Origin of the sequence: Rhizobium sp. CG4 (assembly GCF_023701965.1) — a bacterium.
Lineage (GTDB): Bacteria > Pseudomonadota > Alphaproteobacteria > Rhizobiales > Rhizobiaceae > Agrobacterium.
The window spans coordinates 96,847-121,870 of the sequence record NZ_JABAEG010000009.1 but is presented as its reverse complement, the minus strand read 5'-3'; the positions used below and the strand labels follow the sequence as shown (position 1 = coordinate 121,870).

Sequence of the window (25,024 nt, the reverse complement as noted above, 5' to 3'; positions counted from 1 at the left end):
TGCCGCGCTTTGTAATGATCAATGATGAGGCTTCAATTAGAATTTTCTGCTGATGGAAATCTGAAATTGCGATCCGACATCAAACGACTGGTTTTGTTAGCTACCCTCAGTTTGCCAATGAACGGCCTGTCTCGGCATCAAAAAGATGCATCTGGTTCATGTTGAGGGAGAGCGGCATGACAACCCCTGCCCGCAATCCATCCTGCGGCTCGATGCTGGCGCACAGACCTGCCGCACCAACATTAAAATAGATCATGGTTGAAGCACCGAGCGGCTCGACCAAATCAATCGTGACATCGACCGGAACATAATCTGGACGGTCCTGCCGTGCTGAAATGGACTCGGGGCGAATGCCAAATGTCACTGCCTTGCCGACATGAGACACGTAACGCGCGGCTTTCTCCAATGGTACAGCAAGTCGTTTGCCGTCTTTCAGAACCACCACCAATCCATCGGTCCCACCTTCCAATCTCGCCTCGAGAAAGTTCATTGATGGCGAACCGATAAAACCGGCGACAAATTTACTGGCCGGATTGAGATAAAGCTCCTGTGGTGGACCTGCCTGTTCGACCAATCCCTGGTTCATCACCACGACCCGGTCAGCCATTGTCATGGCTTCGATCTGATCGTGGGTCACATAAACAGTCGTGGTCGGCAAAAGCTGGTGCAGCCGCTTAATTTCAGTGCGCATTTTCACACGTAATTTGGCATCAAGGTTCGACAAGGGCTCGTCAAATAGAAAGACCTTGGGGTTGCGCACGATGGCGCGCCCCATAGCAACGCGTTGCCTCTGGCCACCTGAAAGCTGGCCAGGGCGACGATCCAGGAGATCACTGATATGTAGTGTCTCCGCCGCCTGTTTGATGCGTTGTTCAATTTCTGGCTTTGGCAGGCGCTGCTGCTCCAGGCAAAAGGAGATGTTATCGCGCACGGTCATATGCGGATAAAGTGCATAGTTCTGAAACACCATGGCGATATCGCGCTTGCCCGGACCAAGTTTATTGACCACCTGATCATCGATAATGATCTCACCGCCGGAAATATGCTCCAGACCGGCGATCATTCGCAACGTCGTGGACTTTCCGCACCCGGACGGACCGACAAAAACCACGAATTCCTTATCCTCGATCTCGAGATCAATGCCGCGCACAGCCTCGTAGATTCCATAGGATTTGATGACGTTTTTAAGCTGTAATCTTGCCATCGACCGCTCCTACTTCTCAGCCAGCCAGACCTGCATCGCACCTTCTTCACGATTGGCCCAGAGATGATATGGAATTGCCTTGAAAGACCGGGTTTTCAGTTCGGCCGGTGCGGTGCGATAGAGCGTTCCTTTCCAGGACGATGTGTCTGCTTCCAGCGCATCTCCCTCAAGTACCGTTGCGCCGCCTAAGAAGTCCGCATCGAAACGCGGGGTAATGCTGGCCTGTGGCGTTACGCGAAGCTGCTGCGGTTCGCTGCCAAGATCGGCTTGCTCAACACAATAGACAACCGGACCACGTCGCAGGGCAACACGACCGGCATCTTCACCAACAGCCGGATTGGCATAAAGACGCTCCACCGGCATATCGAAGGAAAGGCGAATTTCGTCGCCATCCTTCCACGCACGAGAAATCGAGACATACCCCTTCTCGGTAGATGAAGTGATGTCGACACACTCGCCGTTAATGCTGACCTTCGACGAACGGCACCAGCCGGGAATACGCAGCTTCAGTGTAAATGTGCTTGTGGCAGACAGACCAATTGACAGTTTGATATCGCCATCCCACGGATAGGCGGTTTGCTGCCGCAAACGCAGGAAACTGTCTCCGATTGTCAGTTCAGAGCTATTTTCACCGTAGAGATGGACCGCCAGCGTATCTTCGTTGGCGGAATAAAAATACTGACCAAGCGACGCGATAAATCGAGCGATATTGGTCGGGCAGCAAGGGCAATAATGCCATTTCCAGCGGCGATGCTGTCCGTGGCTTTCCAGTGCATTCTCATAGAAATAATGCTCGCCATCCCGCGAAATGCCTGACAGCGCACCATTAAACAACACTGTTTCCAGCGCATCGGTGAACTTGCTGTCAAGATCGATCTGCGCCATGCGGTGGCTCCAGAAACCAAGCGCTACAGCCGCGCAGGTTTCAGCATAAGCCGTTTCATTGGGTAGGTCGTATTCGCGGGTAAAACCCTCGTTTGAGGCCGATGGCCCAAGACCACCGGTGACGTAAAGCTGGCGTCCCGTCAGGTTATCGAACAGGCGATCACAGGCATCTTTCAGGCTCTGGTCGTCATTTTCATAGGCAAGATCCGCCATGGCAGAAAACAGATACATCGCGCGCACGGCGTGACCGACCACCTGGGTCTGCTCACGCACCGGCATATGCGCCTGGCTGTAAGCGTAGGTCTGGTAGACATATTTTGTGGGATCATCACCGCGCTTGCGCGCTTCTTCGTCATAATAGGACGGCATCTGGCCACGCTCATCGACAAAATAGGTGGCGAGTTTCAGGTGGCGCGGATCCTTGGTGACGCGATAAAGCTTGACCAGCGCTAGCTCGATTTCTTCATGGGCATCGTAACCGCGCAACTTGCCCGGCTCCGTGCCGAAAGTATCGGCAATATGGTCGACAGCGCGGATCATCACATCCAGAAACTTGCGCTTGCCGGTTGTTTCGAAATAAGCGACGGCACCTTCCAGCAAATGCCCCATGGAATACATTTCATGCAGGTCACGCAGGTTGGTCCAGCGGTTTTCAGGTTCCCTGCGAATGAACCAGCTGTTGAGATAGCCATCGGCCATCTGTCCCTGCTCGAGCTTATTAACGATTGCGTCGATCTTAGCCTCCACATCCGGATTAGGATGTTTTTTGAGCGTATAGCTTGCAGCCTCTATCCATTTTCCGAAGTCGGAATCGAAGAAATGCTGCATGGAAAGGCCGCTCGGCTGGATCGGACGGGCAAGAGGACCGGCAGGCTTGTCGAAATCCAGCACCTCAAGAAAACCTTCTTCTTCAAGGCGCTTGTGCTGCGTGGGAATGGTGACATTTCGAACCGTGTCGGACCAGCTTTTCCAGAAACCGCCGTCAAAAGAAACGCTGGAATGATCAACTGGGACCAACCGCTTGAAACGGCGCTCTGACTGGCTGACGGTCTGTTTGAGAGATGAAGACATAAGAACTCCTTATCACAGGGTCACTGCGGATTTACTTGACGGCGCCAGCGGTCAGGCCGCGCACATAATAACGTTGCAAAGCGAGAAAAAGCAGGATGCACGGCACCATGGTCACGGTAATACCGGCCTGTAGCGCCCCCCAATCGATGATGCCGTAAATGCCCGAGGACACATTGACGAGCATGATGGGAAGCGTGAACTTGTTCTGGTCCGACAGGAAAATCAGCGCCGCCAGAAACTCGTTCCACGAATTGAGGAATGCAAACATCGCAACGGTTGCCACGCCCGGCAGCGCAAGGGGCAGCAGGATGCGACGCAACAGCGTCCATTGTGACGCGCCATCAATACGCGCCGCCTCGATCAAAGCGCCGGGTACCGCATCAAAGGCATTGCGCATCATGAAAATGGAAAACGGCAGCTGGAAGGTCGTATAGACCAGCACCAATCCGAACAGGTTGTTCTGCAGCCCTAAAAACTTCAGGATCAGGAACAGCGGCGTCAGAATGGACTGGAACGGGATCATCATCGTTGCCATGACAATAACAAAGATCAGCGACTGTCCGGGAAAGCGGAATTTCGAAAACCCGTAACCGGCGGGTACAGCCACCAGGACCGTCAACAAAATTGTGCCAAGCGCGATCAGGACGGAATTGCTGGCATAGACATACCAGCCAGCCCCGACGCCTTCGAGACGACGATAGTTCTCCAGCGAGAACGCTTTTGAAAACAGCGCCACCGGATTGGCCAGCGCCTCAGCCGCCGGTTTAAACGAATTGGCGAAAGACCAGATGATCGGCATCAGGAAGAAGATGGCGAACAGCAGCGAGACCAGAATGAAGGTGATGTGGCCCAGCCGTTCCGCGACGGTTTTGTCCTGACCGTTGGAATAAAAAATCTTCATCGACCTTCCTCCGGACGTTGACGCATGAAGCTGAGCTGGATGGAACTGATGGCGACGAGAACAACGAGCAACGCGAAAGACAAAGCTGAACCGTAACCAAGCCGATATGACGAGAACGATGCCAAGTAGATGGAAAACACTGCCGAAATGGTACTGTTGCCCGGTCCGCCCTGCGTGATGATGAAGAACTGGTCAAAGGCCAGCATCGACGATGTGATGTTGAGAATGAGCGCCAGAAGCAGCGAATTGCGCATCAACGGCAATGTAATCCGGCGAAACCGACTGAACACACTTGCACCATCGATCTTGGCAGCCTCGACGACATCAGGCGATATGCTTTGCAGACCGGTCAGCAGAATGACCATGGTGAAACCGGCAGTCTTCCACACAACCATCAGAATGATCACCGCAAGAGCCGGCCAGAAATTTTCAAGCGGGCGCGGCGCACTATCGACAAGGCCAAGCCCCAACAGAAGTCTTGAAAATACGCCACTGTCGGGATTAAGCAGCCACATCCACAAGGTCGACGCGGCACCAAAACCCGTCACAACCGGCATGAAATAAACCGTGCGGAAAAACGATGCGCTGCGCAACGGCCGGTCAACCAGCAATGCCAGCGGGAAAGCAACAAGCAGGATCGCAGCTGTTACCAATACTGTGTAGAGCAATGTGAACCCAAGCGAGTTCCATAGCTGCGTATCGCCCATCAACTCGACATAGTTTTCAAGGCCAATGAACTTCTTACGACCAAGCAATGGCCAGTGGTAAAGGCTCATCCACACGGTCATGATGAGCGGAATGAGAAACAGCCCGATGATAAGCACCATGCTGGGCAACAGAAAAACAAGCCCGAGCCAGCCGTGTGGCTCGCGTTCATGAACGCCGGTTTTGTCGGAACTCGCTTCTTTGGTCGGGAACTTGGACACCACGGTGCAAAGTCCTTCTCTAAGCGTGGATGGATTGCGTCAGATCATCTGGTCCAGATCGCGCTGCCTGAACCAGAATGTCCGGTCGGTATTTCGCCATCAACAAACGAGGCGAAACAAACTTTCAATTCATTGGGAATGGGCCGGCAGACATCACCGGCCCTGCTCTCAAGTCAAGGATTGGTGCGCTCAAGAATCTTGGTAAACTCGTCCTGCGCCTTTTTGATCGAACCATCGACATCGTCACCGAAGATCGCACTCTGAATAAGATTCAGGAATGGACCGGTGCGGCTGACGAACAGCTCATCCGACGAGAAAGTATAAGGCGTCTTGGCCTTTGCCAGCACGTCATAGGCAATCAGGTTACGCTTGTCGAACTGGGCGTAGGCCTGGTCGGCCACATCTGTACGGGGCGGCATGCCGGATTCCTTGGTGATGTAGACCTGCTGCTCAGGCTGCATGTAGAAGTTGACAAAATCCAGTGCCACTTTCTTCTTTTCCTCACTGACACCCTTAATGAGGGCCAGAGTATCGCCGCCAGCAAAGCTCGAAACGCCACCCTTTGGACCAGGGATCGGCGCAACATCAAATTTCACATCGGGATATTTGCTGGTCAAAAGATTGACGATGTAGGAGCCGGTCATGAGAACGCCGACCTTGCCCGACGCAAAAGCTTCAACGGCGTTATTGCCATTGCCCGAACGGGATGTCGGATGAATGGCCCCAGCCTTCCACATGTCGCGATAGGCGGCGAAGGTGTCACGCAATGCCGGTGTATCGACCGTCGCTTCACGTCCATCTTCGGAGAGAATATCCGCATTTGCCGCCCACAGATGCGGCAGGAAGTCGTAAATCAGCCAGCTACCGGAGTTTGCGACAAAATAGAAACCGTAGGTATCATTACCAAGGGCGTGGATTTTTTTGGCAGACTCAGCGACTTCCTCAAGGGTGGTAGGTGCTTTCTTCGGATCAAGGCCAGCCTTTTCAAACAATTCGGTGTTGTAAGCGATGATTGAGGCATCTGGCAGTGCAGGCACACCGTAAATCTTGTCCTCATAGGTCGCCAGACGAATATGTGACGGGCTCAAAGCGTCAGCGTAAGGCAGCCCCTTCACGAAGTCAGTGATGTCCTCAAGGCTTTCATTGGCAGCAAAGGTCGGCAGGTAGATCAGGTCAAGCACAGCACCATCCGGCGGTGCACCACCGGCAATGGCAGCACCCAGCTTTGGCACCATCTGCTCTGCCGTGATTGGTGTTACGATAACCTTGTCATCATGGGCTGCATTATACTGATCTGCCAGCCCCTGAAGTACTGCTGCAGATGACGTACGCACCCACAGTGAAATCTCTTCCGCACTTGCGATAGACGTGGATGCTGCAAGCGAAAGTGCCGCGAGCATGAGTTTGGTCTTGTGCATCGCATTCCCCTTTTGGTTGTCGTCAAAACCCTTGTCCGGTTGACGTGAGGGAAACGCTATTCTAGATTTTTTTCGTTGTCGACAGTGTGTAGCCAGAAAAATGTGAGAAATGTGAGAAAACCTTTTCCCAACGTTGAAATCGTTTGATAAAAGGTTTTCTCAAAATGACAGGGAGTAATTGGTTGAAACCTCAAATATCGCGACGCAAGACAATTCACGATGTCGCGAAAGCGGCAGGCGTCAGTATTTCGACAGCCTCAAAAGCTCTCAACGACAACGGCCGGATGCATCCGGATACCCGCGAACGGGTCAAGCGGATTGCCACAGAAATAGGGTTTCGGCCCAACGCCCTTGCCCGCGGACTGTTAAGCCGTCGAAGCCTGACAATCGGCTTGCTGACCAACGATACCTACGGCCGATTCTCGCTTCCGATGATGGCAGGTGCCTCCGAGGCGCTGTTCGACAACGGGGTTTCGGTCTTTCTCTGCGCCACCAATGACAATCCGGAGCTTGCCAGACTGCATGTCGAGGCTTTGCTCGACAAACAGGTCGATGGCATCATCTTCTCGGCGACCCGGCTTGACCGTAGACCACCAATGGACTTGTCGAACCTGCCTATTCCTGTGGTCTATGTCTTCGCCGAGGGGCCACCAGGCAGCGTCACGATCATCCCGGATGATGAACAGGGCGCACGACTTGCCGTCAATCACCTGATTGAAAAGGGACGCAAACGCATCGTTCACATTACCGGGCCGGAAGATTTTCGCGCAGCGCGCGCCCGATCCAGCGCCTATCACCGGATTTGCGGCGACAGCGAACCCACCTTGTTTGGCGAATGGACAGAGACTTGGGGGCATGACGCCGTCGAGCGCCTTTGGTCACGAGACACCCCTGCCCCGGATGGCATATTTTGCGGAAACGACCAGATCGCCCGCGGTGTGATTGATGCACTCCGCGATCGCAACATCCAGATCCCGAAAGACGTCTCTGTTGTTGGCTTCGACAACTGGGAAATCGTCGCTGAACAGACCCGGCCAGCGCTGACCACGATCGACATGGAATTGAAGGAATTGGGCAGACAGGCAGGGCTCGCCGTGCTGGCGCTTTCAAAAGGAGAGACGACAGTTGGTGGTACGCGCAAGCTGCGTTGCAGCCTGATTGCTCGCCAATCCTGCTGATAAGGTACTGGAAAAATTGTCCCAAATTCTTTTGTGGGCAATCTGTCGACAAATAAGTTGACAGTCTGTTGAGATTGTCCAGAATGCGACGTCAGCGGCCTCATCTAAGACGCCGTAACAATCAGGGAACTTCAAAGAGGGATTGGACACATGAGCTTTCGGACAAAAAAACACGCATTGGGTCTCGCTGCTTTTATACTTGCGGCATCCTGCTCGACGCTGACACTGGCAGCCGATCCACAGGCCGGCGGCGTGCTACGAATTCTCGGAACAGCTGATGTCGACCATTTTGACCCGACCTCCGGCGCCTTGGTGACCACCAACAATTTCCTGCGCGCAGTTAGCCGCCAGTTGATCAGCTACGAAGCATCGACCGATGAGAACGCCCGCCTTGAGCCAAAAGGCGACCTTGCGACAGAAGTTCCCCAGCCGACCAATGACGGCCTGACCTATACCTTCACCCTGCGCGATGGTGTGACCTGGAACACACCGTCAGGCGAACGCGCAATCACCTCGCAGGACTTCGAGCGTGGCATGAAGCGCATGTGCAACCCATCACTGGGTTCGGCTGCGCTGACCTATTACGTCGACCTGATCAAGGGCATGCGCGAGTTCTGCGACGGTTTCGCCAAGGTTGAACCAACCGCCGAAGCAATGAAGGCCTATATTGAAGGCAATGACATCTCTGGCATCGAAAGCCCTGATGAGAAAACTGTCGTCATCAACCTGACCGAAAAAGCCGGTGACTTCGTCTACATGCTTTCCCTGCCAACAGCGGCTCCGGCACCGGTTGAAGTTCTCGACTACATGCCTGACGGTCCTGACTATCGCTCCAACTTCATCTCCAGCGGTCCGTATACCATTGGCGAATATGTGCCGGACAGCCGCCTTCAGCTGGTGCGCAATCCATCCTGGAAAGCAGAATCCGACCCGCTTCGCAAAGCCTATGTCGATGAAGTGGAAATCACCTTCGGCATCCAGCCTGATGCAGCCATCCAGCAGTTGCAGGCCGGTGATGGCGACATGACCTATGACATCGTTATTCCGCCTGCAACGTTGCACATGCTGACGACTGCCAGCGATGAAAAGCTGATGACCATGTCGGTTGGCCGTACCGCCTTCATCTTCATCAACACCGTTTCCGAGAACAACAAAGGCGCTTTGAAAGACCTGCGAGTCCGCCAGGCGCTTCAATATGCCATCGACAAGGCCGCAACCGTGCAGCAGCGTGGTGGCCCAACCGTTGCCAAGCCGCAGCATGGTATTTTTGGCCCCGGTGTCCTCGGTTATCACGACTTCGACCTCTACCCGTCGGAAGGTTCAAAGGGCGATCCTGAAAAAGCGAAGGCTCTGCTTGCTGAGGCCGGTTTCCCTGATGGCATCACGTTGAAAATGCCTTACCGCAACCAGAATGCGGAGCCTGCTATCGCCCAGACAATCCAGGCCAGCATGAAGAAAGCCGGTATCGAGATTGAACTGACGCCGGTCGCACCTGCCGACTACTACTCCAAATTCATGACCAACCCGCTCAACACCAAGGAAGGAAACTGGGACATTGCCCCGGTTGGCTGGTCTCCTGACTGGGTTGGTGGTGCTGCACGCTCGGTCTTCCAGCCGCAGTTCACATATAATGGCACGCACCAGACCTATAACTACACCGACTATAATAACGAGGAAGCGAACTCCTTCGCCCAGCAGGCCATAAACGCCACAACACCGGACGAAGCTGCCAAGCTTTGGGCCAAAGTTGACGAACTGGTCATGAAGGACGCACCAATCGTTCCGTTCATCTCCGAACAGGTCGTTCTCTACCATGGTGAGGCTGTGCAGAACTTCCAGCCTTATGCCATTGGTGCACAGGGTGACTGGACCAACGTCTGGCTGGATCGCTAATCACAAAGGCCGCCTGCACATTGCAGGTGGCCTTTTTCGTCCCGACAGGACGTGCGGAGGCGACCATTCGCCTCCCTTGTTGTTTGTTCCAATGGTGTGGACCAGCTATCGTCAAAGCATGGTCACGCCTTTGCAACTTTTGAGTTCAGGGAATTGATCGATGCCCATTCTGGAAACCCGCAATCTGAACATCCAAATCCCGACGGAAGACGGCATTGTTCAGGCAGCCAGAAATGTTTCTTTTGAAGTAAGACAGGGGGAACTTTTCGGTATTGCCGGCGAATCTGGCTCTGGAAAAAGTGTCTTGACGCAAGCCGTCATGGGCCTGCTGCCCAACGCCGAGATTACCGGCGAAGTCCTGTTTCAGGGCAAGAACCTGCTGACCCTTTCCCAAAAGGAAATGCGCAGCTATCGCGGCGCGCGCATTGGCATGATCTTCCAGGATCCACTGTCCAGCCTGCATCCCTATTACACCATCGGCTCGCAGATCACAGAGATGATCCATGCCCATGAGCGCGTCTCGGCCGACGAGGCAAAAAAGCGGGCCATTGCCATGCTTGAGCGAGTGGGCATACCCAATGCCGCCAGCCGTTTTAACAGTTATCCTCACCAGTTCTCCGGTGGCATGCGTCAGCGTGTAATGATTGCCATGGCACTTGTGCTTAATCCGCCGCTGGTCATTGCCGACGAACCAACGACAGCCCTTGATGTCACCGTTCAGGCGCAAATTATCGAACTACTCAATGAGATGCGTCGCGAGCGCGGCACCACCGTCATCATGATCACCCATGATCTCGGCCTGCTTTCCAGTATCGCTGACCATGTCATGGTGATGTATGCGGGCAATCGCATGGAGCTCGCCTCCAGCAACGCGCTTTTCTCCCAGCCAGCGCACCCCTACACCGCTGGGCTGCTGAATTCGTCTCCGGCCAATTACACACCGGGTGCAGAACTGGTGCCGATCCCCGGCCGGCCGCCAAGCCTTATTCACCTGTCAAAAGGTTGCGTGTTCAAAGCCCGCTGTCCGCAGGCGCAGGAAATCTGCGCCAATCCACCACCGCTTCGAATTTTCAATGACGAAACGCAAAGCCTCTGTTGGCTCGAAATACCTGCATCATTGAAAGAAAAGCAGAATACCTTGGCCGTGACCTCGCAAGTCGACATGGTCACGGCACCGGCCAAGGTCATTGAAGCGCGCAACGTCAAGCTGAGCTATAATCTCGGCGGCCCATTCGGACCGGGCAATACGCTGGAGGTGCTGAAAGGCATTGATCTCGATCTCTACAAGGGAGAGACGCTGGGCCTGGTCGGAGAATCCGGCTGCGGGAAATCAACACTGGCACGTGTTCTGGCTGGCCTGATACCGGCAACCGACGGCAGCGTTATGGTCGAAGGAAAATCTCTTCAAGCCCTCAGCGGTCGCGAATGGCGTGAGATGCGAAAGCGCATTCAGCTGGTGTTTCAGGATCCGTTCGGCTCCCTCAATCCACGTCGACGCGTCAGCTCCATCATCGGCGACCCCTTTCGCATCCACGGCGTATTTGCGGGAAACCGGCGCAAGCAGGCCGTTCAGACATTAATGGAAAAAGTCGGGCTTAACCCAGAACATTATAACCGTTTTCCATCCGAGTTTTCAGGCGGTCAGCGGCAGCGTATCGGCATTGCCCGCGCCCTTGCACTCAACCCTGAACTTATCATCTTTGACGAACCGGTTTCTGCCCTGGATGTCTCCATTCAGGCACAGGTGCTGAATCTGATGCGGGAACTGCAACAGGAGTTGAATCTGACCTATCTGTTCATCTCCCACGATCTTTCCGTCGTACGACACGTGTGCAACCGCATCGCGGTGATGAACAAAGGGCAGATCGTCGAGCTTGCTGATGCAGAAAGCATCTATTCCGACCCGCAGGATCCCTACACAAAAACGCTGATTGCCGCGTCCATCCACACCCCGAACACGGTTGTTGCGCAAGACAGGCAGTTGATCCGCTCCATTCCGGGAGAGGCTGCATGACCGACACAACACAAACCACACCAGAAACGACGGTTATTCAGCGCGGCCCTTTAGAGCTGACAATGCGTCGCTTTTCCAGAGATCGTGCCAGCGTCATTGCGCTGATTTTTATCCTGGCACTCATCGTCATCGCCATTTGCGCACCGTTGATCGAAAATGCGACAGGGCACTCTCCTATTGAGCAGTACCGGACAACCGGCCTAAGCGAAATGGGCCTGCCGGTCGCCCCGAACGATGAATTTACGCTGGGCACCGACCATCTGGGCCGTGACGTTATTGTCCGTCTCGCATACGGCGCGCGCGTCTCCTTGCTGGTTGGCGTTCTGGCATCGCTGGCTGCCGCCTTCATTGGCCTGACGATTGGCATGATTGCCGGTTATGTCGGCGGGGCAACCGATATGGTTCTGAGCCGCCTGATGGACCTCGTCATGAGCGTGCCTTTCCTGCTTTGCGCTTTGGCTCTTGTTTCGGTGTTCGGACCAAGTCTGGGCCTCAGTGTCGGGGTTATCGTGTTCTTCAGCTGGACGACGATGGGCCGTGTCATACGCGCCGAGGTCAATTCGCTTCGTCGTCGTGAATTTGTCGAAGCCAGCCGCTCATTGGGAGCAGGTCCGGTGTCCATCATGCTGCGGGATATTCTGCCCAATCTGAGCGTACCCATCATCGTCTACACCACGATGATGATCCCGAGCGCCATCGTGTTTGAAGCAACTCTTTCCTTCCTTGGGCTGGGCATTGTGCCACCAACGCCGAGCTGGGGCGGCATGCTGGCCGATGCGGCCACCAACTCGATTTATCTTGTGGCGTGGTGGCTGGTGGTGTTCCCGGGCATGGCGCTGCTATTCACGACACTTGCCTTCAACATTCTGGGCGATGGACTGCGTGATGCGCTTGATCCGAAAGCTCGCCCCGTTCGCATGAGCCGGTTTTTGAAAAAAGCCGGAAAGGCAGGAAAGCCATGATCCGTTACCTCTTAAAAAGACTGGGCTTTTCAGCACTGATCCTTTTCACCCTCAGCGGTTTCGTGTTCTTTCTGTTCTTTGTTGCGCCCGGAGATCCTGCCCGCGTCATCGCCGGAGAAAAGGCAACTGAAGCGCAACTGGTCCAGATCCGCACCAATCTCGGGCTGGATCGACCGATCCCCGAGCAATATTTCAAATTCATCAGCAAAGCGGTTCAGGGTGATCTCGGCTTTTCCTATCGAAACCAGCAGCCGGTTACCAAGCTCATCGTCAACAGAATTCCCGCCACCGTTTCATTGGTTATCGGCGGTGTAATTTTCTGGCTGCTGATCGGGATTCCGATCGGGGTGATGTCTGCCCGACACCCCGGCGGTTTTCGCGATCGCATGGGGCAAGGTTTTATTTTGCTTGGTCTCAGTTTCCCGACCTTCGTTCTGGGTATGCTGTCGCTTTATGTGTTCTATTTTCTGCCCAAGCAGGCGGGGTTCACCCTGTTTCCGGCCGGCGGTTACAAGCCGTTCCTGAGAGATCCAATCATCTGGGCATGGCATCTCTTCCTGCCGTGGATGACGCTTGCGCTGGTTACAGCTGCGGTCTATGCCCGTCTCACACGTGGTCATCTTTTGCAGGTCATGGGGGAGGATTACATCCGCACGGCCCGGTCAAAGGGACTTTCAGAGCGAACCGTTCTCTTTAAACACGGTCTGCGCAGCACCCTGACGCCGCTGGTAACGCAACTCGGTGCCGACATCGCCTTGCTTCTGGGCGGCGCCATCGTCATCGAGCAGATTTACGGCCTGCAGGGTGTCGGTGCGCTGGCTGTCCAGGCTGTCAACAACCAGGATCGCCCGATCATCATTGGCGTGGTGTTATTGGGTGGTCTTTTCATCGTCGTGACAAATATCGTCGTCGATCTTCTTTACGCTGTTCTGGACCCCAGGGTTCGAAGATAGGAACGGAAAATAAAATGGCTCTTTCCGAATACGTCATTCCCGGCATGTTCATTCGTGATCACATCGTCACTGTTCCGCTCGACTGGAGCAAACCGGATGGCGAAACGATCGAGGTCTTTGCACGCGAGGTATGTGACCCGACCAAGCGCAACGCTACACTGCCGCTGCTTGCGTTTCTGCAGGGCGGCCCCGGCGGCAAATCTCCCCGTCCGGCAAATGGTGGTCCCCCCTGGCTTGCTGAAGCGCTGAAAAGCCACCGTGTCATTCTGGTCGACCAGCGCGGCACGGGCCGCAGCAGCCGCATTGAAAGCGCCACCATGGCTCGTTTTGGTGACGACGGCGCAAAGGCGGCGGATTATCTCGCCTGCTTCCGTGCGGACAGCATCGTTGCGGATTGCGAGCACATTCGCAAAACCTTGTTTGGCGGAAAAAAATGGGAGACGCTTGGCCAGAGTTATGGTGGCTTCCTGACGCTCACCTATCTATCTAAGGCCCCTGAAGGTCTGTCTGCCTGCTACGTCACTGGTGGTCTGGCTGGCATTGATGCGACGGCAGATGATGTCTACCGCTGCACCTATCCGCGTGTCGCTGCCAAAACGGCTCGTTATTACGAACGCTACGCTGCCGATCGCGCCAAAGTGGGTAAGATTGCCGATTTCATCGCCAACAATGATGTTCGGTTGCCGGATGGCGATCGTCTGACCGTGCGTCGCTTCCAGACCGTTGGCATCGATTTTGGCATGGCGCCCGGCTTTGAAAACATTCACTGGCTGGTTGATGAGGCTTTTTCGTCCAGCGCGGAGGATCGCCTGTCTGATCATTTTCTGGCATCAGTGATGAACCTGACATCTTATGATGGAAATCCGCTCTTTGCCGTGCTGCAGGAAAGCATTTACGCACAAGGACAAGGTGCCACCAATTGGGCAGCAGAACGCATTCGCGCAGAGTTTGCCGATTTCGAGGGAACAAAACGGCCTTTGCAATTCACCGGCGAGATGATGTTCTCATGGATGTTTGACGAAATCCGTTCTCTCAAACCATTCCGTGCCGGCGCACGTGCTCTGGCCGAACGCCAGAACCACAGCCAGCTCTACGATACCACACGGCTTGCCAGCAACGAGGTTCCAGTGGCCGCCGCTGTCTATTTTGATGACATGTATGTCGACGCGGGCCTGTCGCTGGACACCGCGAAACGCACCGGCAATGTCGAGGCATGGGTTACAAACGAATATGAGCATGATGGTGTACGCCAGTCTTCCAGAGTGTTCCGTCGCCTGCTTGATATGGTCCGGGACAAAGGCGGCCCGCTCTCCTGAATGAAAGCAAATTAGCATGACCTCTTCTGCTGATATCAAAACGCGGCTTGCCGCGCTTCGTGCGGTCTTGGCCTCCAAGGGGCTAGATGGCTTTGTCGTACCCCGAGCAGATGCCCATCAAAGCGAAGTGGCGGCACCGCGTGACGACTGCCTGGCTTTCATCACTGGCTTCACCGGTTCTGCCGGTCTGGCATTGGTCATGGCAGACAAAGCCCTGATTTTCGTCGATGGACGCTATGATATCCAGGTGCGCCACGAGGTGGATCAGGCATTGTTTGAGGTTCATCACCTGCACAATGCGCCCATCGACCGATGGATGCATGGCAATGCGACGAGGGGCATGCAGATCGGCTTTGATCCGATGTTGATCAATGGTGAACTGCACAACAGGATGTCCAACGCCCTGACGGATGTGGGCGCCGTTCTTACGCCTGTAGCAGACGACATTTTCGACCAGGTCTGGAAAGACCGTCCACGCAAGCCATTGGGAGCTGTTCGCGCGATGCCAGTGAGCGTCGCAGGCGAGACTTCGAACAGCAAAAAACAACGTATTGCCGCATCAATCACTCAAAGCGGTGCGGACATCATCGTGGAGACACTGCCAGACAATATTGCATGGCTTTTGAACGTTCGTGGTTCAGACGTGCCTATGAACCCCGTGCCACATTCCTTCCTGACGCTATCATCCGATGGAGCAGCGGAGTGGTTCGTTGATCCGCGCAAACTCGGAAACGATCTCTCGACGTTCGAACTTGATAACGTGCAACTATCGTCGCCCGACACATTCATAGATCGTCTCGGCGAACTGGCGTCCGGCAATACCGTTATGATTGATCCGCAGTTTTCTCCTGTTGCTGTGCGTCTCGCGGTCGAAGCCTCTGGCGGCAAGACAGTGAGCAAAACCAGTCCAATGACAATTTTGAAAGCATCCAAAAATGCTGTCGAGCTGGAGGGTTACCGTCGGTGCCATGTGGAGGATGGCGTTGCCGTCACCAATTTCCTGGCCTGGGTGCTGAAAGAAGGACGTGAGCGTGAAGGCACGGCAAATCCGCTGACCGAACTTGAGGCCGAAGCAAAATTGCTGGCATTCAGAGCGCAAGGCGCAGGTTTTCTGGAAGCAAGTTTCCGCTCGATTTCCGCAGCGGGCTCCAATGCTGCAATGTGCCACTACAATTCCGCAGAAGACACCAACGCTGCAATCGACAGCCACTCACCGTATCTGATTGATTCCGGAGGCCAATATACAGACGGCACAACAGATGTAACCCGCACATTAATGCTGGGAACGGCGAGTGATGCCGTGCGGCAGACCTACACAGCCGTTTTGAAAGGGTTTCTGTCACTGCTCATGGCAAAAATGCCGATCGGCACACAGGGCCATCAATTGGACGCCTTTGCCCGCCGTCCTCTATGGGATCTCGGCCTCGATTATGATCACGGCACAGGGCATGGTGTAGGGCATAATCTTCTCATTCATGAATACCCGCACCGCTTTGCCAAGACAGCCAATCCCTATGGGCTTGAGCCCGGCAACATCATGACGATCGAACCTGGATATTATGCGGCCGGAGAATATGGGCTGCGTATTGAAAACCAGGTCGAAGTGACTGCCGTCTCCTCGAAGTTTTGCGGATTTGCATCCTTGACGTTGGTCCCTATCGACCTCTCGGCCGTCGATGTTGCCAAACTATCAGACGACGAAATTCTTTACCTGAACAACTACCATCGGACTGTGAGAGAGGTGCTCTCATCAAGGGTAAAGCAAGAGACGCTTGCGTTCCTGATGGAGCAAACCCAGGCGATTACACGTCCGCAATAAAGACAACAAAATCACGGCAAACTTCGCGAGACCTCCCATTTTTGAGAAGGGAGAGACGTGCGAACCTTTACAGCCGATTAAGGGGTGGAAAAACACAACCTAAAAAAAGGCAAAAAAATGTCAAAACCAAGCATGAAACGAGGCGGCGCTCGCCTCGAACATGACTAAACTTCTAAATTTACAAGTATATTCAATTCACTGCCCTCTACTAATAGGCGATCAATTGCACCCTCACATTAATTAGACATTAACTATGTGCCCACATAGTGCAACCCGAAGCGGAATATCTCGAGGAAGCTCTCGCGACGTCTCCGTGCTTCTCAACTGATGGCATGACGCCACTCAGAACACCTTCAAAAAATGTCCAATCTTAGCGAAATTCACCGTTTTCACGGACCGTTTTCGTGCGCGCATTTTTCAGTTGAATACGGCAATCGGGGGCCAAACGTGCATATTGTACTGGTAGACGACAGCAGGTCTGCTCTTTTTGCACTTGATATAGCAGTTCGGGAAATTCCCGGCGTGCATGTTATTGCATTTGAAGATCCCGCAAAGGCACTGGAACACTGCCTGAAATCCCCAATTGATCTTTTGATCGTTGACTTCACAATGCCCAAATATACCGGCATTGAGCTTGTGGCTGAACTCAAACGTCAAAACGTCCTGCAACATATCCCCGTCATCATGGTGACATCGGAAACGGAACGCAGCATCCGCATTCAGGCCATTGAGACTGGCGTAACCGACTTCATTGGCAAACCTTTTGACTCGATTGAACTGAAAGCGCGAGTGCGCAACCTTTTGGCGCTGCGCAGAGCGCAACGCGACCTTTCCCAGCAGGCCAGCAGGCTTGTCGATGAAGTTGACAAGGCAACCGAAGAGCTTGCCGAACGTGAAGAAGAAATCATCTGGCGATTGGCACGTGCAATCGAGTTTCGCGATGGCGATACTGGTGATCATATTTCCCGTGTCGCCCAAATCAGCAAGCTGATTGCAAAGGATCTCGGGCTCTCCAGTGAACACTGCCGCATGATCTATCTTGCTGCCCCTTTGCACGACGTTGGCAAAATCGGAATCTCAGATAGCGTGTTGCTCAAACCCGGCCGCTTGACGCCGGATGAAATTACAGAGATGCGCAGACACGTCGAAATTGGCGTGCGGATACTGGAAAAAGGAACCTCCGATCTGGTTAGGATTGCCGAGGCGGTTGCCGGTGGCCATCATGAAAAATGGGACGGCACCGGCTATCCAAAGGGCATTACCGGCGAAAACATTCCGATCGAAGCCCGCATCGTCGCAATCGCCGATGTTTTTGAAGCCCTGTGTTCAGAACGGCCTTACAAACGCGCTTGGCCCATTGAAGAGGCCCGCGACCACATCATCGCGCAAAGCGGCCTCCATTTCGACCCAGCCTGTGTGACGGCCTTTGAAAACCAATGGTCACGCATCGCCAGCCTCATGTCGCAGGATCTGCCAAAAACGATCGTTGATGTTCCCAGCTTGGAAACACCCGACGAACCGGCTGGCCCGAACCAAACCGTCTCTGAAAAACCCGCACCAATACGAGAAACATCCAATGTCAAGTAACGCAACCGCTGAAACGCTGGTGTTCCCTCCCTCGCTTTCCATCAGGCAGATATCCGGCGCACACGAACTGCTTTTAAAGCAGCTCGAGAAAGAAGACGCCCTGCTTCTGGACATTGCAGACGACGCCGACACTGACCTCAGCTTCATTCAACTGATCGAGGCCTCCCGCCTCTACGCCAAAAAACACGGAAAAACAGTCAGCCTGAAACACCCTGCCAGTGAAAACCTCCAGCAGACACTCCGCAGAAGCGGCTTCCTGTCACGTATGGACAAAGAGTCACGTCAGTTTTGGCTGCATGGAAAGGACATCTAATGAGCGCCAATATTCTTACAGTCGACGACTCTGCCAGCATCCGCATGACCACAAAGATCGCGTTGACCAACGCCGGTTATCAGGTCACCGAAGCGGTTGATGGCCAAGACGGCCTTGCCAAGGCAAAGGGTGCGACGTTCGACCTGATCATCACAGATCTGAACATGCCCAACATGAACGGCCTGGAAATGATCGAGGCATTGCGCCAGTCGCCAGCACATACCGGTATTCCGATCATCTTCCTCACCACTGAGTCCGATGCCGACATGAAGGCACGTGCGAAAGCGGCCGGCGCAACTGGCTGGCTGACAAAACCCTTCGACGCTGAAAACCTCGTCAAGATTGCCAAAAAGGTACTCGGAAAATGACCACGCTTGACCCTATTCAGGTTTTCAGGACGGAAGCGGCTGAGCTGTTCGAACAGATCGAAAGCGGCCTGCTTGATCTGCTTCACGACCTTTCCGATCAAGATCAGATCGACGCCGTGTTTCGCGGCCTGCATACGCTGAAAGGGTCCGGCGCAATGTTCGGGTTTGAGGCACTTGCCGCCTTTACCCATCATTGCGAAACGGCATTTGACCGGGTGCGCAAGGGCGAAGTGCCCGCCACAAGCGAACTTATCGCAGCTGTTCTGGCCGCGCAGGACCACATGCGCGCCCTCGTAGCGAACCCACTCGGTGTTCCCGGCGATATCGGCGACAAATTGCTGGCCAAACTGCATGACGCCGTTGGCGAGGGTAACCGCGGATCGGTAACCCACGTACCAGCCGCAGTCAAAGCGGCACAACCGGCACCAAAGCCGAAAGCAACGACATGGAACGTCAGCTTCCGCCTTCCCATCAACGCCATGGCAAACGGAACCAATCCGCTTGGGCTTTTGGATGAGCTGGATGAACTGGGTGAATGCGAAATTGTCGCGGACCTTTCAAAGGTCCCATCTCTCGATGTTCTCAATCCGAGCGATCTGCATGTCGGTTGGTCGGTAACGCTTACGACGGAACAACCAAAGTCCGCCATCGAAGATGTTTTCATTTTCGTTATGGATGACATGGAAATCAACATTCGCCAGGTTGAAGACACTGCAGAAGTCGAAGAGACCCCTGTTGTAGAAGAAGTCCCTCAGACACCAGCGAAAGTCGCGCCAGCAGCAGCCCCGGTACAAAACGACGCCAAGAACGCCAAGGCCAACGAGAACGTCCGCGTTCCCGCTGAGCGGCTTGATGAACTGATGGACCGCGTCGGTGAATTGGTTATTGCCCAGTCGCGCCTGTCGCAATTGGCCGGTGGTAGCGCCGACATTCTACTTCGCTCTGTTTCCGAGGATGTCGAGCGTCTTTCCGGCGAGTTACGCGATACCATGATGGTGTTGCGCATGGTGCCGATTGCCCAGCTTTTTGGCCGGTTCCGCCGTTTGATCCATGATCTTGCCCGGGAAACCGGCAAACATATCGAACTGGTCACCGAAGGCGAAAGCACCGAGGTCGACAAGGGGGTCATTGAGCGCCTGGCAGATCCACTGGTACACCTTGTGCGCAATTCCTGTGACCATGGATTGGAAACACCGGAAGAACGAATTGCTGCAGGTAAGCCTGCAATTGGTACGATTACTCTGGTTGCGCGCCAATCCGGTGGCGATGTCACGATCAGCATTCGTGATGATGGTCGGGGCATTAACCGCGACCGTGTACGCGCCAAGGCTGAGTCTTCAGGGATTATCGCAGCGAACGCGGTTCTTGCAGATCAGGAACTCCTGCAACTGATCTTCCAGCCCGGTTTTTCGACAGCCGCCCAGGTCACCAACCTGTCGGGCCGAGGTGTCGGAATGGATGTGGTCAAGCGCAGCGTCGAAGCGCTTCGCGGCACGATCAACGTCACCAGCACCACTGGCGTAGGATCCGAGATATCTCTGGCAATCCCGCTCACCCTTGCCATCATCGATGGTCTGCTCGTACGGGTCGGCACGGGCTGCTACGTCATTCCATTGTCCGCTGTTGAAGAATGCCTTGAGCTTTCTCCCGAAGAAGACCTGCGTTCTCGCGGTCGGTCGTTCATCTCGCTGCGCGAAAGTCTCGTGCCATTCATCCGGTTGCGTGACCTCTTCAGAACAGGAACACCTCCGGACCAATTCCAAAAAGTCGTCGTCGTATCGACGGGCTCGGAACGTGTGGGCTTGGTTGTTGACCAGATTATCGGCGATCACCAGACCGTCATCAAGGCGATGTCGAAACTGCATCATGACGTATCCACCTTCTCAGGGGCGACAATTCTCGGCGACGGCAGCGTCGCTCTGATCCTCGACGTCGGCCACCTCGTGGCAGCGGGACAACACCAGGAGGCGCAGTTGCGCGCAGCAGGATGAACCAGCACATTACAATCAATGCCGGTACCATTTGGAGCAAGGACGACGACGTAGAGGTTCTTACCTTCAGTCTCGCCGGAGAAACCTTCGCGATTGAAGCAGTCAAGGTCCAGGAAATCCTTGATCTTCTGCCCGAAACCTCGGTTCCAGGAAGCTTGCCTTTCGTTGGGAGTGTCATCAATTTTCGTGGCAAAGTCATTCCGCTGGCGGACATCCGACTGGCCTTCGGAATGGAGGCAGGAGAAAAGACGATCGACAGCCGGATTGTGGTGATTGAGTTGCCACTTGGTGATGAACGCACGCTTATCGGAATTCGTACCGATAGAGTTTTTGAGGTCACCACCTTTTCAAAAAGCGCCAGTGAAGCCCCACCCAGCGTCGGAATGCGTTGGCGCGCAGATTACATCGATTGCCTGATCAAGCGGGAAAACCAGTTTGTTATCCTGCCGAACCTGGCGGCAATTTTCTCAAATCACAATTCACAATCGGCGGCTGGACCCTCGCACGGTTAAACTGAGCCAGCAATGGAGAACTAACATGCGTGCTTCGATCAAGTTGAAACTTGGACTAGCCTTCGGCTTCATCATCGTCATGCTCGTTGCGACCGCGAGCTACGGAATTCTGAGCCTTGGTAACCTCAACAATACGCTGGGAAGTGTTCTGCAGGGACCTGCTCTACGCCTCAAGCTGGCGCAAAACCTGAGCAACGAGCAGCTTCAGCAGCTACGGCAGCAAAAGAACCTGCTCCTGGCATCAGGTGCAGCAGAGATGCAGGGCTACATAACGGCCTCTGACAACGCACGTCGCGCCTTTGATGAAAACTTCAACCAAGTGAACGCCCGCGCAACCGAACAGGGTAAGGCCATCTGGGCGAAACTGGCTGAGTTCACGGCAGAATTCCGCCGTCAGGACGACCGCATTCGCTCATTGATGCTGCAGGGTAACACATCCGCCGCACTTCAGGTTTCCACGAACGAGGCACGAAAAGTCACAAACGAAATTGACGCGCTGCTCAGCGAAGTGGTGACGTTGGAAGAGACCCGCCTGGACGAAGCTGAAACGGATGCCAATGCAACCTACATCGACACCAGGACAATCATGATTTCCGTCGCAGCATTTGCGTTGGTCATCGCTGTTATCGCTGCATTCTGGATTGCACTTTCGATCAACAAGGGCTTGCGCAATGCGGTGCGTGCCGTACAGAGCGTCGCGGAAGGAGATCTGACTGAATTCGCCGCTATTTCGAGCAAAGATGAAATCGGCGAAATGCTCAGCTACCTGAATGGTATGATTGAAAGACTGCGCGGCGTCGTGGGCGATGCACTCTCCGCATCCGATAACGTTTCGTCCGGCAGTCAGGAACTGTCTGCAAGTTCCGAGCAACTCTCGCAGGGTGCAACCGAGCAGGCTTCGTCAGCCGAAGAAGCATCCGCTTCGATGGAAGAAATGGCAGCCAACATCAAGCAGAATGCTGACAACGCCGCACAGACTGAAAAGATTGCACGTCAGTCTTCGAAGGACGCTGAAGTAAGCGGTGAGGCTGTTGCCCGCGCCGTCAGCGCGATGCGCACGATCGCCGAAAAGATTTCCATCGTTCAGGAAATCGCCCGTCAGACCGACCTGCTCGCGCTTAATGCTGCGGTTGAGGCTGCCCGTGCGGGTGAACACGGCAAAGGCTTTGCGGTTGTTGCTTCTGAAGTGCGCAAGTTGGCTGAACGCAGCCAGGCAGCGGCATCCGAGATCAGCTCCCTGTCCGGCGAAACTGTGCAGGTGGCCACAGAGGCAGGCGAAATGCTGAACCGTCTGGTTCCGGATATCCGCAAGACTGCTGAACTGGTGGCTGAAATTTCCGCGGCGTGCCGCGAGCAGGATATCGGTGCATCGCAGATCAATGAGGCGATCCAGCAGCTCGACAAGGTAACGCAGCAGAACTCCGGTGCATCCGAAGAAATGTCGGCGACCTCAGAAGAGCTTGCTGCACAGGCTGAAGAACTTCAAAGCAGCATCGCCTTCTTCAAGGTTGACCGCGCCGCCACCTCGCAGTCCGCGCCAGTGCGCAAGCCCGTCGGAAAGCCACAAAAATCTGTACGCCAGCCTGCCGCGCCCTCTTCGTTCAAGCCAGCTTCGAGTGGTACGGTCAAGGCTCAACAGGCCCGCGCAAAGGGTTTCGCGCTCGACATGTCGATGGGTGGACCGGACGCACACGACGCTGACTTCAGGGAAAGCGCCTGAAACACGACAATCTGATGCCGGTTAATCCGGCATCACACCACCGCGTGTATGCGGTGGCCCAAAGGGTCGCACGGACCTGCAGACAGGTGGATGTCTCTCCCCACTGCATTCTCAAAGCTTTTCTTCCGTGAAGTATGAAGAGCCAACTTCGCACATTACCGTCATCGGGGACATACATGCGTCTGACTATCAAACTGAAATTGGCAATGGCCTTCGGTCTTGTTATTACACTGCTCGCCATCACTGCGGGCTACGGCATTTATAGCCTGGCAAATCTTAATCAGGCCGTGACTGACATCATCGCAGGTCCGGCGCATCGTCTCGAAAGCGCCCAGAACCTAAGCAACATTCAGCTTCGGATCACCCGCTCTCAGATGAACATGGCGACGGCGACCAATAGTGCGGACGTTGCAAAATACATCGAAGCCAGCACCACAAACCGTCAGCGCTTTGATGAACAGGTCAATGAACTCGAACAGGCATCCACAACCGAAGACGGCAAGCGTGGTTGGAGAGAAGTGCGTGCTGCGAGTGTTCGCCTCTTCGCGATTGACGATCAGATCCGGGAATTTGCACGCGTCAACAACGCGACAGAGGCAGTCCGTCTTGCCACTGGCCAGGGACGGCTTATCGTGGATGAAATCGAGGCTTTGATCACAGCCCGTGTCGAGGCGAACAAGGCCTCAATGGTCCAGGCAGACCAGGACACGAATGAGCAGTACACGGCCACTCGCGACTACATCATAGGACTGACGGTCATTGCACTTGTGCTCGCGATTGGTGCAGCTTTGTGGATTGCTCTTGGCATCAACCGCGGTTTGAAGAAAATCATGGTTGTCGCTGAAGCCGTTGCTCTTGGCGATCTCAATCAGGATGTCGACATTAAGACGAATGATGAAATCAAGGATCTCGTTAACCGCATCAATGTGATGACGAGCAACTTGCGCAACACGGCTTCTATCGCCGACCAGATTGCCGACGGTGATCTGACTGTGACGCCAACACCGCTGTCCGACAAGGACACGCTCGGATTGGCACTGGAACGTATGGTTGAGCGCCTTCGCGGCGTTGTGGCAGACGCACTGTCTGCCTCAGACAATGTCTCTTCCGGTAGCCAGGAACTGTCTGCAAGTTCTGAGCAGCTTTCTCAGGGTGCAACCGAACAGGCATCATCCGCCGAAGAAGCCTCTGCTTCGATGGAAGAGATGGCAGCCAACATCAAGCAGAACGCCGACAACGCCGCTCAGACCGAAAAGATTGCCCGCCAGTCATCTAAGGATGCCGAAGCAAGCGGCGAGGCTGTGGGTCGTGCGGTAAGTGCAATGCGTACCATCGCTGAAAAAATCTCGATTGTTCAGGAGATCGCACGTCAAACAGACCTTCTCGCTCTCAACGCCGCTGTGGAAGCAGCCCGTGCGGGTGAACATGGCAAGGGTTTTGCGGTCGTCGCTTCCGAAGTCCGCAAGCTCGCCGAACGCAGCCAGGCAGCTGCATCGGAAATCAGTTCACTCTCCGGCGAGACCGTTCAGGTCGCGACGGAAGCGGGCGAAATGCTCAACCGCCTCGTGCCCGACATCCGTAAGACTGCAGAATTGGTATCCGAAATTTCGGCCGCATGCCGTGAGCAGGATATCGGAGCCAGCCAGATCAACGAAGCCATTCAGCAGCTGGACAAAGTCACGCAGCAAAACTCCGGTGCCTCCGAAGAAATGTCTGCAACATCTGAAGAGCTTGCCGCACAGGCTGAAGAACTGCAGAGCAGCATCGCTTTCTTCCGCGTTGACCGTACGGTAGTTCCGCAAGCCGCTGCGGTTCGCAAACCTGCCGCAAAGCCTGTAATTGCTGCACGACCTGTCGCCAAGGCTCCAGCATCGAGATCCGCAACAGCGAACTCGGTCGCATCTCAGCAAGCTCGGGCAAAAGGCTTCGCTCTCGACATGTCCATGGGCGGACCGGACGCAGGCGATGCAGATTTTAGAGAAAGTGCCTGATC

19 protein-coding genes are annotated in these 25,024 nt (G+C 54.7%); 14 read left to right on the top strand and 5 right to left on the bottom strand.

Features of this window, described 5'->3' with window-relative positions; all coding sequences use genetic code 11:
- Nucleotides 1-106: 106 nt before the first annotated feature.
- From HGO37_RS21920 to HGO37_RS21900, 5 genes are all read right to left on the bottom strand, one after another.
- Nucleotides 107-1,204 (bottom strand): ABC transporter ATP-binding protein, encoded by a 1,098-nt coding sequence (locus tag HGO37_RS21920; protein ID WP_250985214.1) that lies wholly within the window; start codon nt 1,202-1,204, stop codon nt 107-109.
- Between the two features lie 9 nt (nt 1,205-1,213).
- The gene (locus HGO37_RS21915) at nt 1,214-3,160 is read right to left on the bottom strand and encodes a glycoside hydrolase family 127 protein (protein ID WP_250985213.1); all 1,947 of its coding nucleotides are present in this window, start codon (nt 3,158-3,160) and stop codon (nt 1,214-1,216) included.
- Between the two features lie 31 nt (nt 3,161-3,191).
- Nucleotides 3,192-4,061 (bottom strand): carbohydrate ABC transporter permease, encoded by an 870-nt coding sequence (locus HGO37_RS21910; RefSeq protein ID WP_250985212.1) that lies wholly within the window; start codon nt 4,059-4,061, stop codon nt 3,192-3,194.
- Complete coding sequence (locus tag HGO37_RS21905) at nt 4,058-4,987, bottom strand: carbohydrate ABC transporter permease (protein WP_502941449.1); 930 nt, start codon at nt 4,985-4,987, stop codon at nt 4,058-4,060. Before HGO37_RS21905 ends, HGO37_RS21910 begins: the two co-directional genes overlap by 4 nt.
- Nucleotides 4,988-5,160: 173 nt before the next feature.
- Entirely contained in the window at nt 5,161-6,405 is a 1,245-nt protein-coding gene (locus HGO37_RS21900; protein ID WP_250985210.1) for an ABC transporter substrate-binding protein, read from the bottom strand.
- 182 nt (nt 6,406-6,587) lie between these two features.
- Between HGO37_RS21900 and HGO37_RS21895 the strand changes: the two genes are divergently transcribed.
- The 14 genes from HGO37_RS21895 to HGO37_RS21830 all read left to right on the top strand — a co-directional run bounded on the left by HGO37_RS21895 (nt 6,588) and on the right by HGO37_RS21830 (nt 25,022).
- On the top strand, nt 6,588-7,583 hold the full coding sequence (locus HGO37_RS21895) for a LacI family DNA-binding transcriptional regulator (RefSeq protein ID WP_250985209.1): 996 nt from the start codon (nt 6,588-6,590) through the stop codon (nt 7,581-7,583).
- Between the two features lie 150 nt (nt 7,584-7,733).
- Nucleotides 7,734-9,476, top strand: a complete 1,743-nt coding sequence (locus HGO37_RS21890; protein ID WP_250985208.1) for an ABC transporter substrate-binding protein — start codon at nt 7,734-7,736, stop codon at nt 9,474-9,476.
- A gap of 160 nt (nt 9,477-9,636) precedes the next feature.
- Nucleotides 9,637-11,490 carry an ABC transporter ATP-binding protein gene (locus HGO37_RS21885; RefSeq protein WP_250985207.1) on the top strand — a complete coding sequence of 618 codons (1,854 nt, stop codon included), beginning with the start codon at nt 9,637-9,639 and terminating at the stop codon, nt 11,488-11,490.
- The gene (locus HGO37_RS21880) at nt 11,487-12,452 is read left to right on the top strand and encodes an ABC transporter permease (protein ID WP_192489252.1); all 966 of its coding nucleotides are present in this window, start codon (nt 11,487-11,489) and stop codon (nt 12,450-12,452) included. Before HGO37_RS21885 ends, HGO37_RS21880 begins: the two co-directional genes overlap by 4 nt.
- A complete protein-coding gene (locus tag HGO37_RS21875; RefSeq protein WP_192489253.1) occupies nt 12,449-13,405 on the top strand; it encodes an ABC transporter permease in 957 nt (318 codons plus the stop codon). Before HGO37_RS21880 ends, HGO37_RS21875 begins: the two co-directional genes overlap by 4 nt.
- A gap of 14 nt (nt 13,406-13,419) precedes the next feature.
- Nucleotides 13,420-14,721: an alpha/beta fold hydrolase gene (locus HGO37_RS21870; protein WP_250985206.1), complete on the top strand. Its 1,302-nt coding sequence runs from the start codon at nt 13,420-13,422 to the stop codon at nt 14,719-14,721.
- Between the two features lie 16 nt (nt 14,722-14,737).
- A complete protein-coding gene (locus tag HGO37_RS21865) occupies nt 14,738-16,540 on the top strand; it encodes an aminopeptidase P family protein (protein WP_250985205.1) in 1,803 nt (600 codons plus the stop codon).
- Between the two features lie 447 nt (nt 16,541-16,987).
- The gene (locus HGO37_RS21860; protein ID WP_250985204.1) at nt 16,988-18,127 is read left to right on the top strand and encodes an HD domain-containing phosphohydrolase; all 1,140 of its coding nucleotides are present in this window, start codon (nt 16,988-16,990) and stop codon (nt 18,125-18,127) included.
- Entirely contained in the window at nt 18,117-18,440 is a 324-nt protein-coding gene (locus HGO37_RS21855; RefSeq protein ID WP_250985203.1) for a hypothetical protein, read from the top strand. The genes HGO37_RS21860 and HGO37_RS21855 overlap by 11 nt, the downstream gene beginning before the upstream one ends.
- Nucleotides 18,440-18,808 (top strand): response regulator, encoded by a 369-nt coding sequence (locus tag HGO37_RS21850; RefSeq protein ID WP_250985202.1) that lies wholly within the window; start codon nt 18,440-18,442, stop codon nt 18,806-18,808. The genes HGO37_RS21855 and HGO37_RS21850 overlap by 1 nt, the downstream gene beginning before the upstream one ends.
- Nucleotides 18,805-20,799 (top strand): chemotaxis protein CheA, encoded by a 1,995-nt coding sequence (locus HGO37_RS21845; protein ID WP_250985201.1) that lies wholly within the window; start codon nt 18,805-18,807, stop codon nt 20,797-20,799. Before HGO37_RS21850 ends, HGO37_RS21845 begins: the two co-directional genes overlap by 4 nt.
- Nucleotides 20,796-21,311 carry a chemotaxis protein CheW gene (locus HGO37_RS21840; protein WP_192489260.1) on the top strand — a complete coding sequence of 172 codons (516 nt, stop codon included), beginning with the start codon at nt 20,796-20,798 and terminating at the stop codon, nt 21,309-21,311. The genes HGO37_RS21845 and HGO37_RS21840 overlap by 4 nt, the downstream gene beginning before the upstream one ends.
- Before the next feature lie 25 nt (nt 21,312-21,336).
- The gene (locus HGO37_RS21835) at nt 21,337-23,031 is read left to right on the top strand and encodes a methyl-accepting chemotaxis protein (RefSeq protein WP_250985200.1); all 1,695 of its coding nucleotides are present in this window, start codon (nt 21,337-21,339) and stop codon (nt 23,029-23,031) included.
- A 176-nt stretch (nt 23,032-23,207) separates the two neighbouring features.
- The gene (locus HGO37_RS21830; protein ID WP_250985199.1) at nt 23,208-25,022 is read left to right on the top strand and encodes a methyl-accepting chemotaxis protein; all 1,815 of its coding nucleotides are present in this window, start codon (nt 23,208-23,210) and stop codon (nt 25,020-25,022) included.
- Nucleotides 25,023-25,024: the final 2 nt, after the last annotated feature.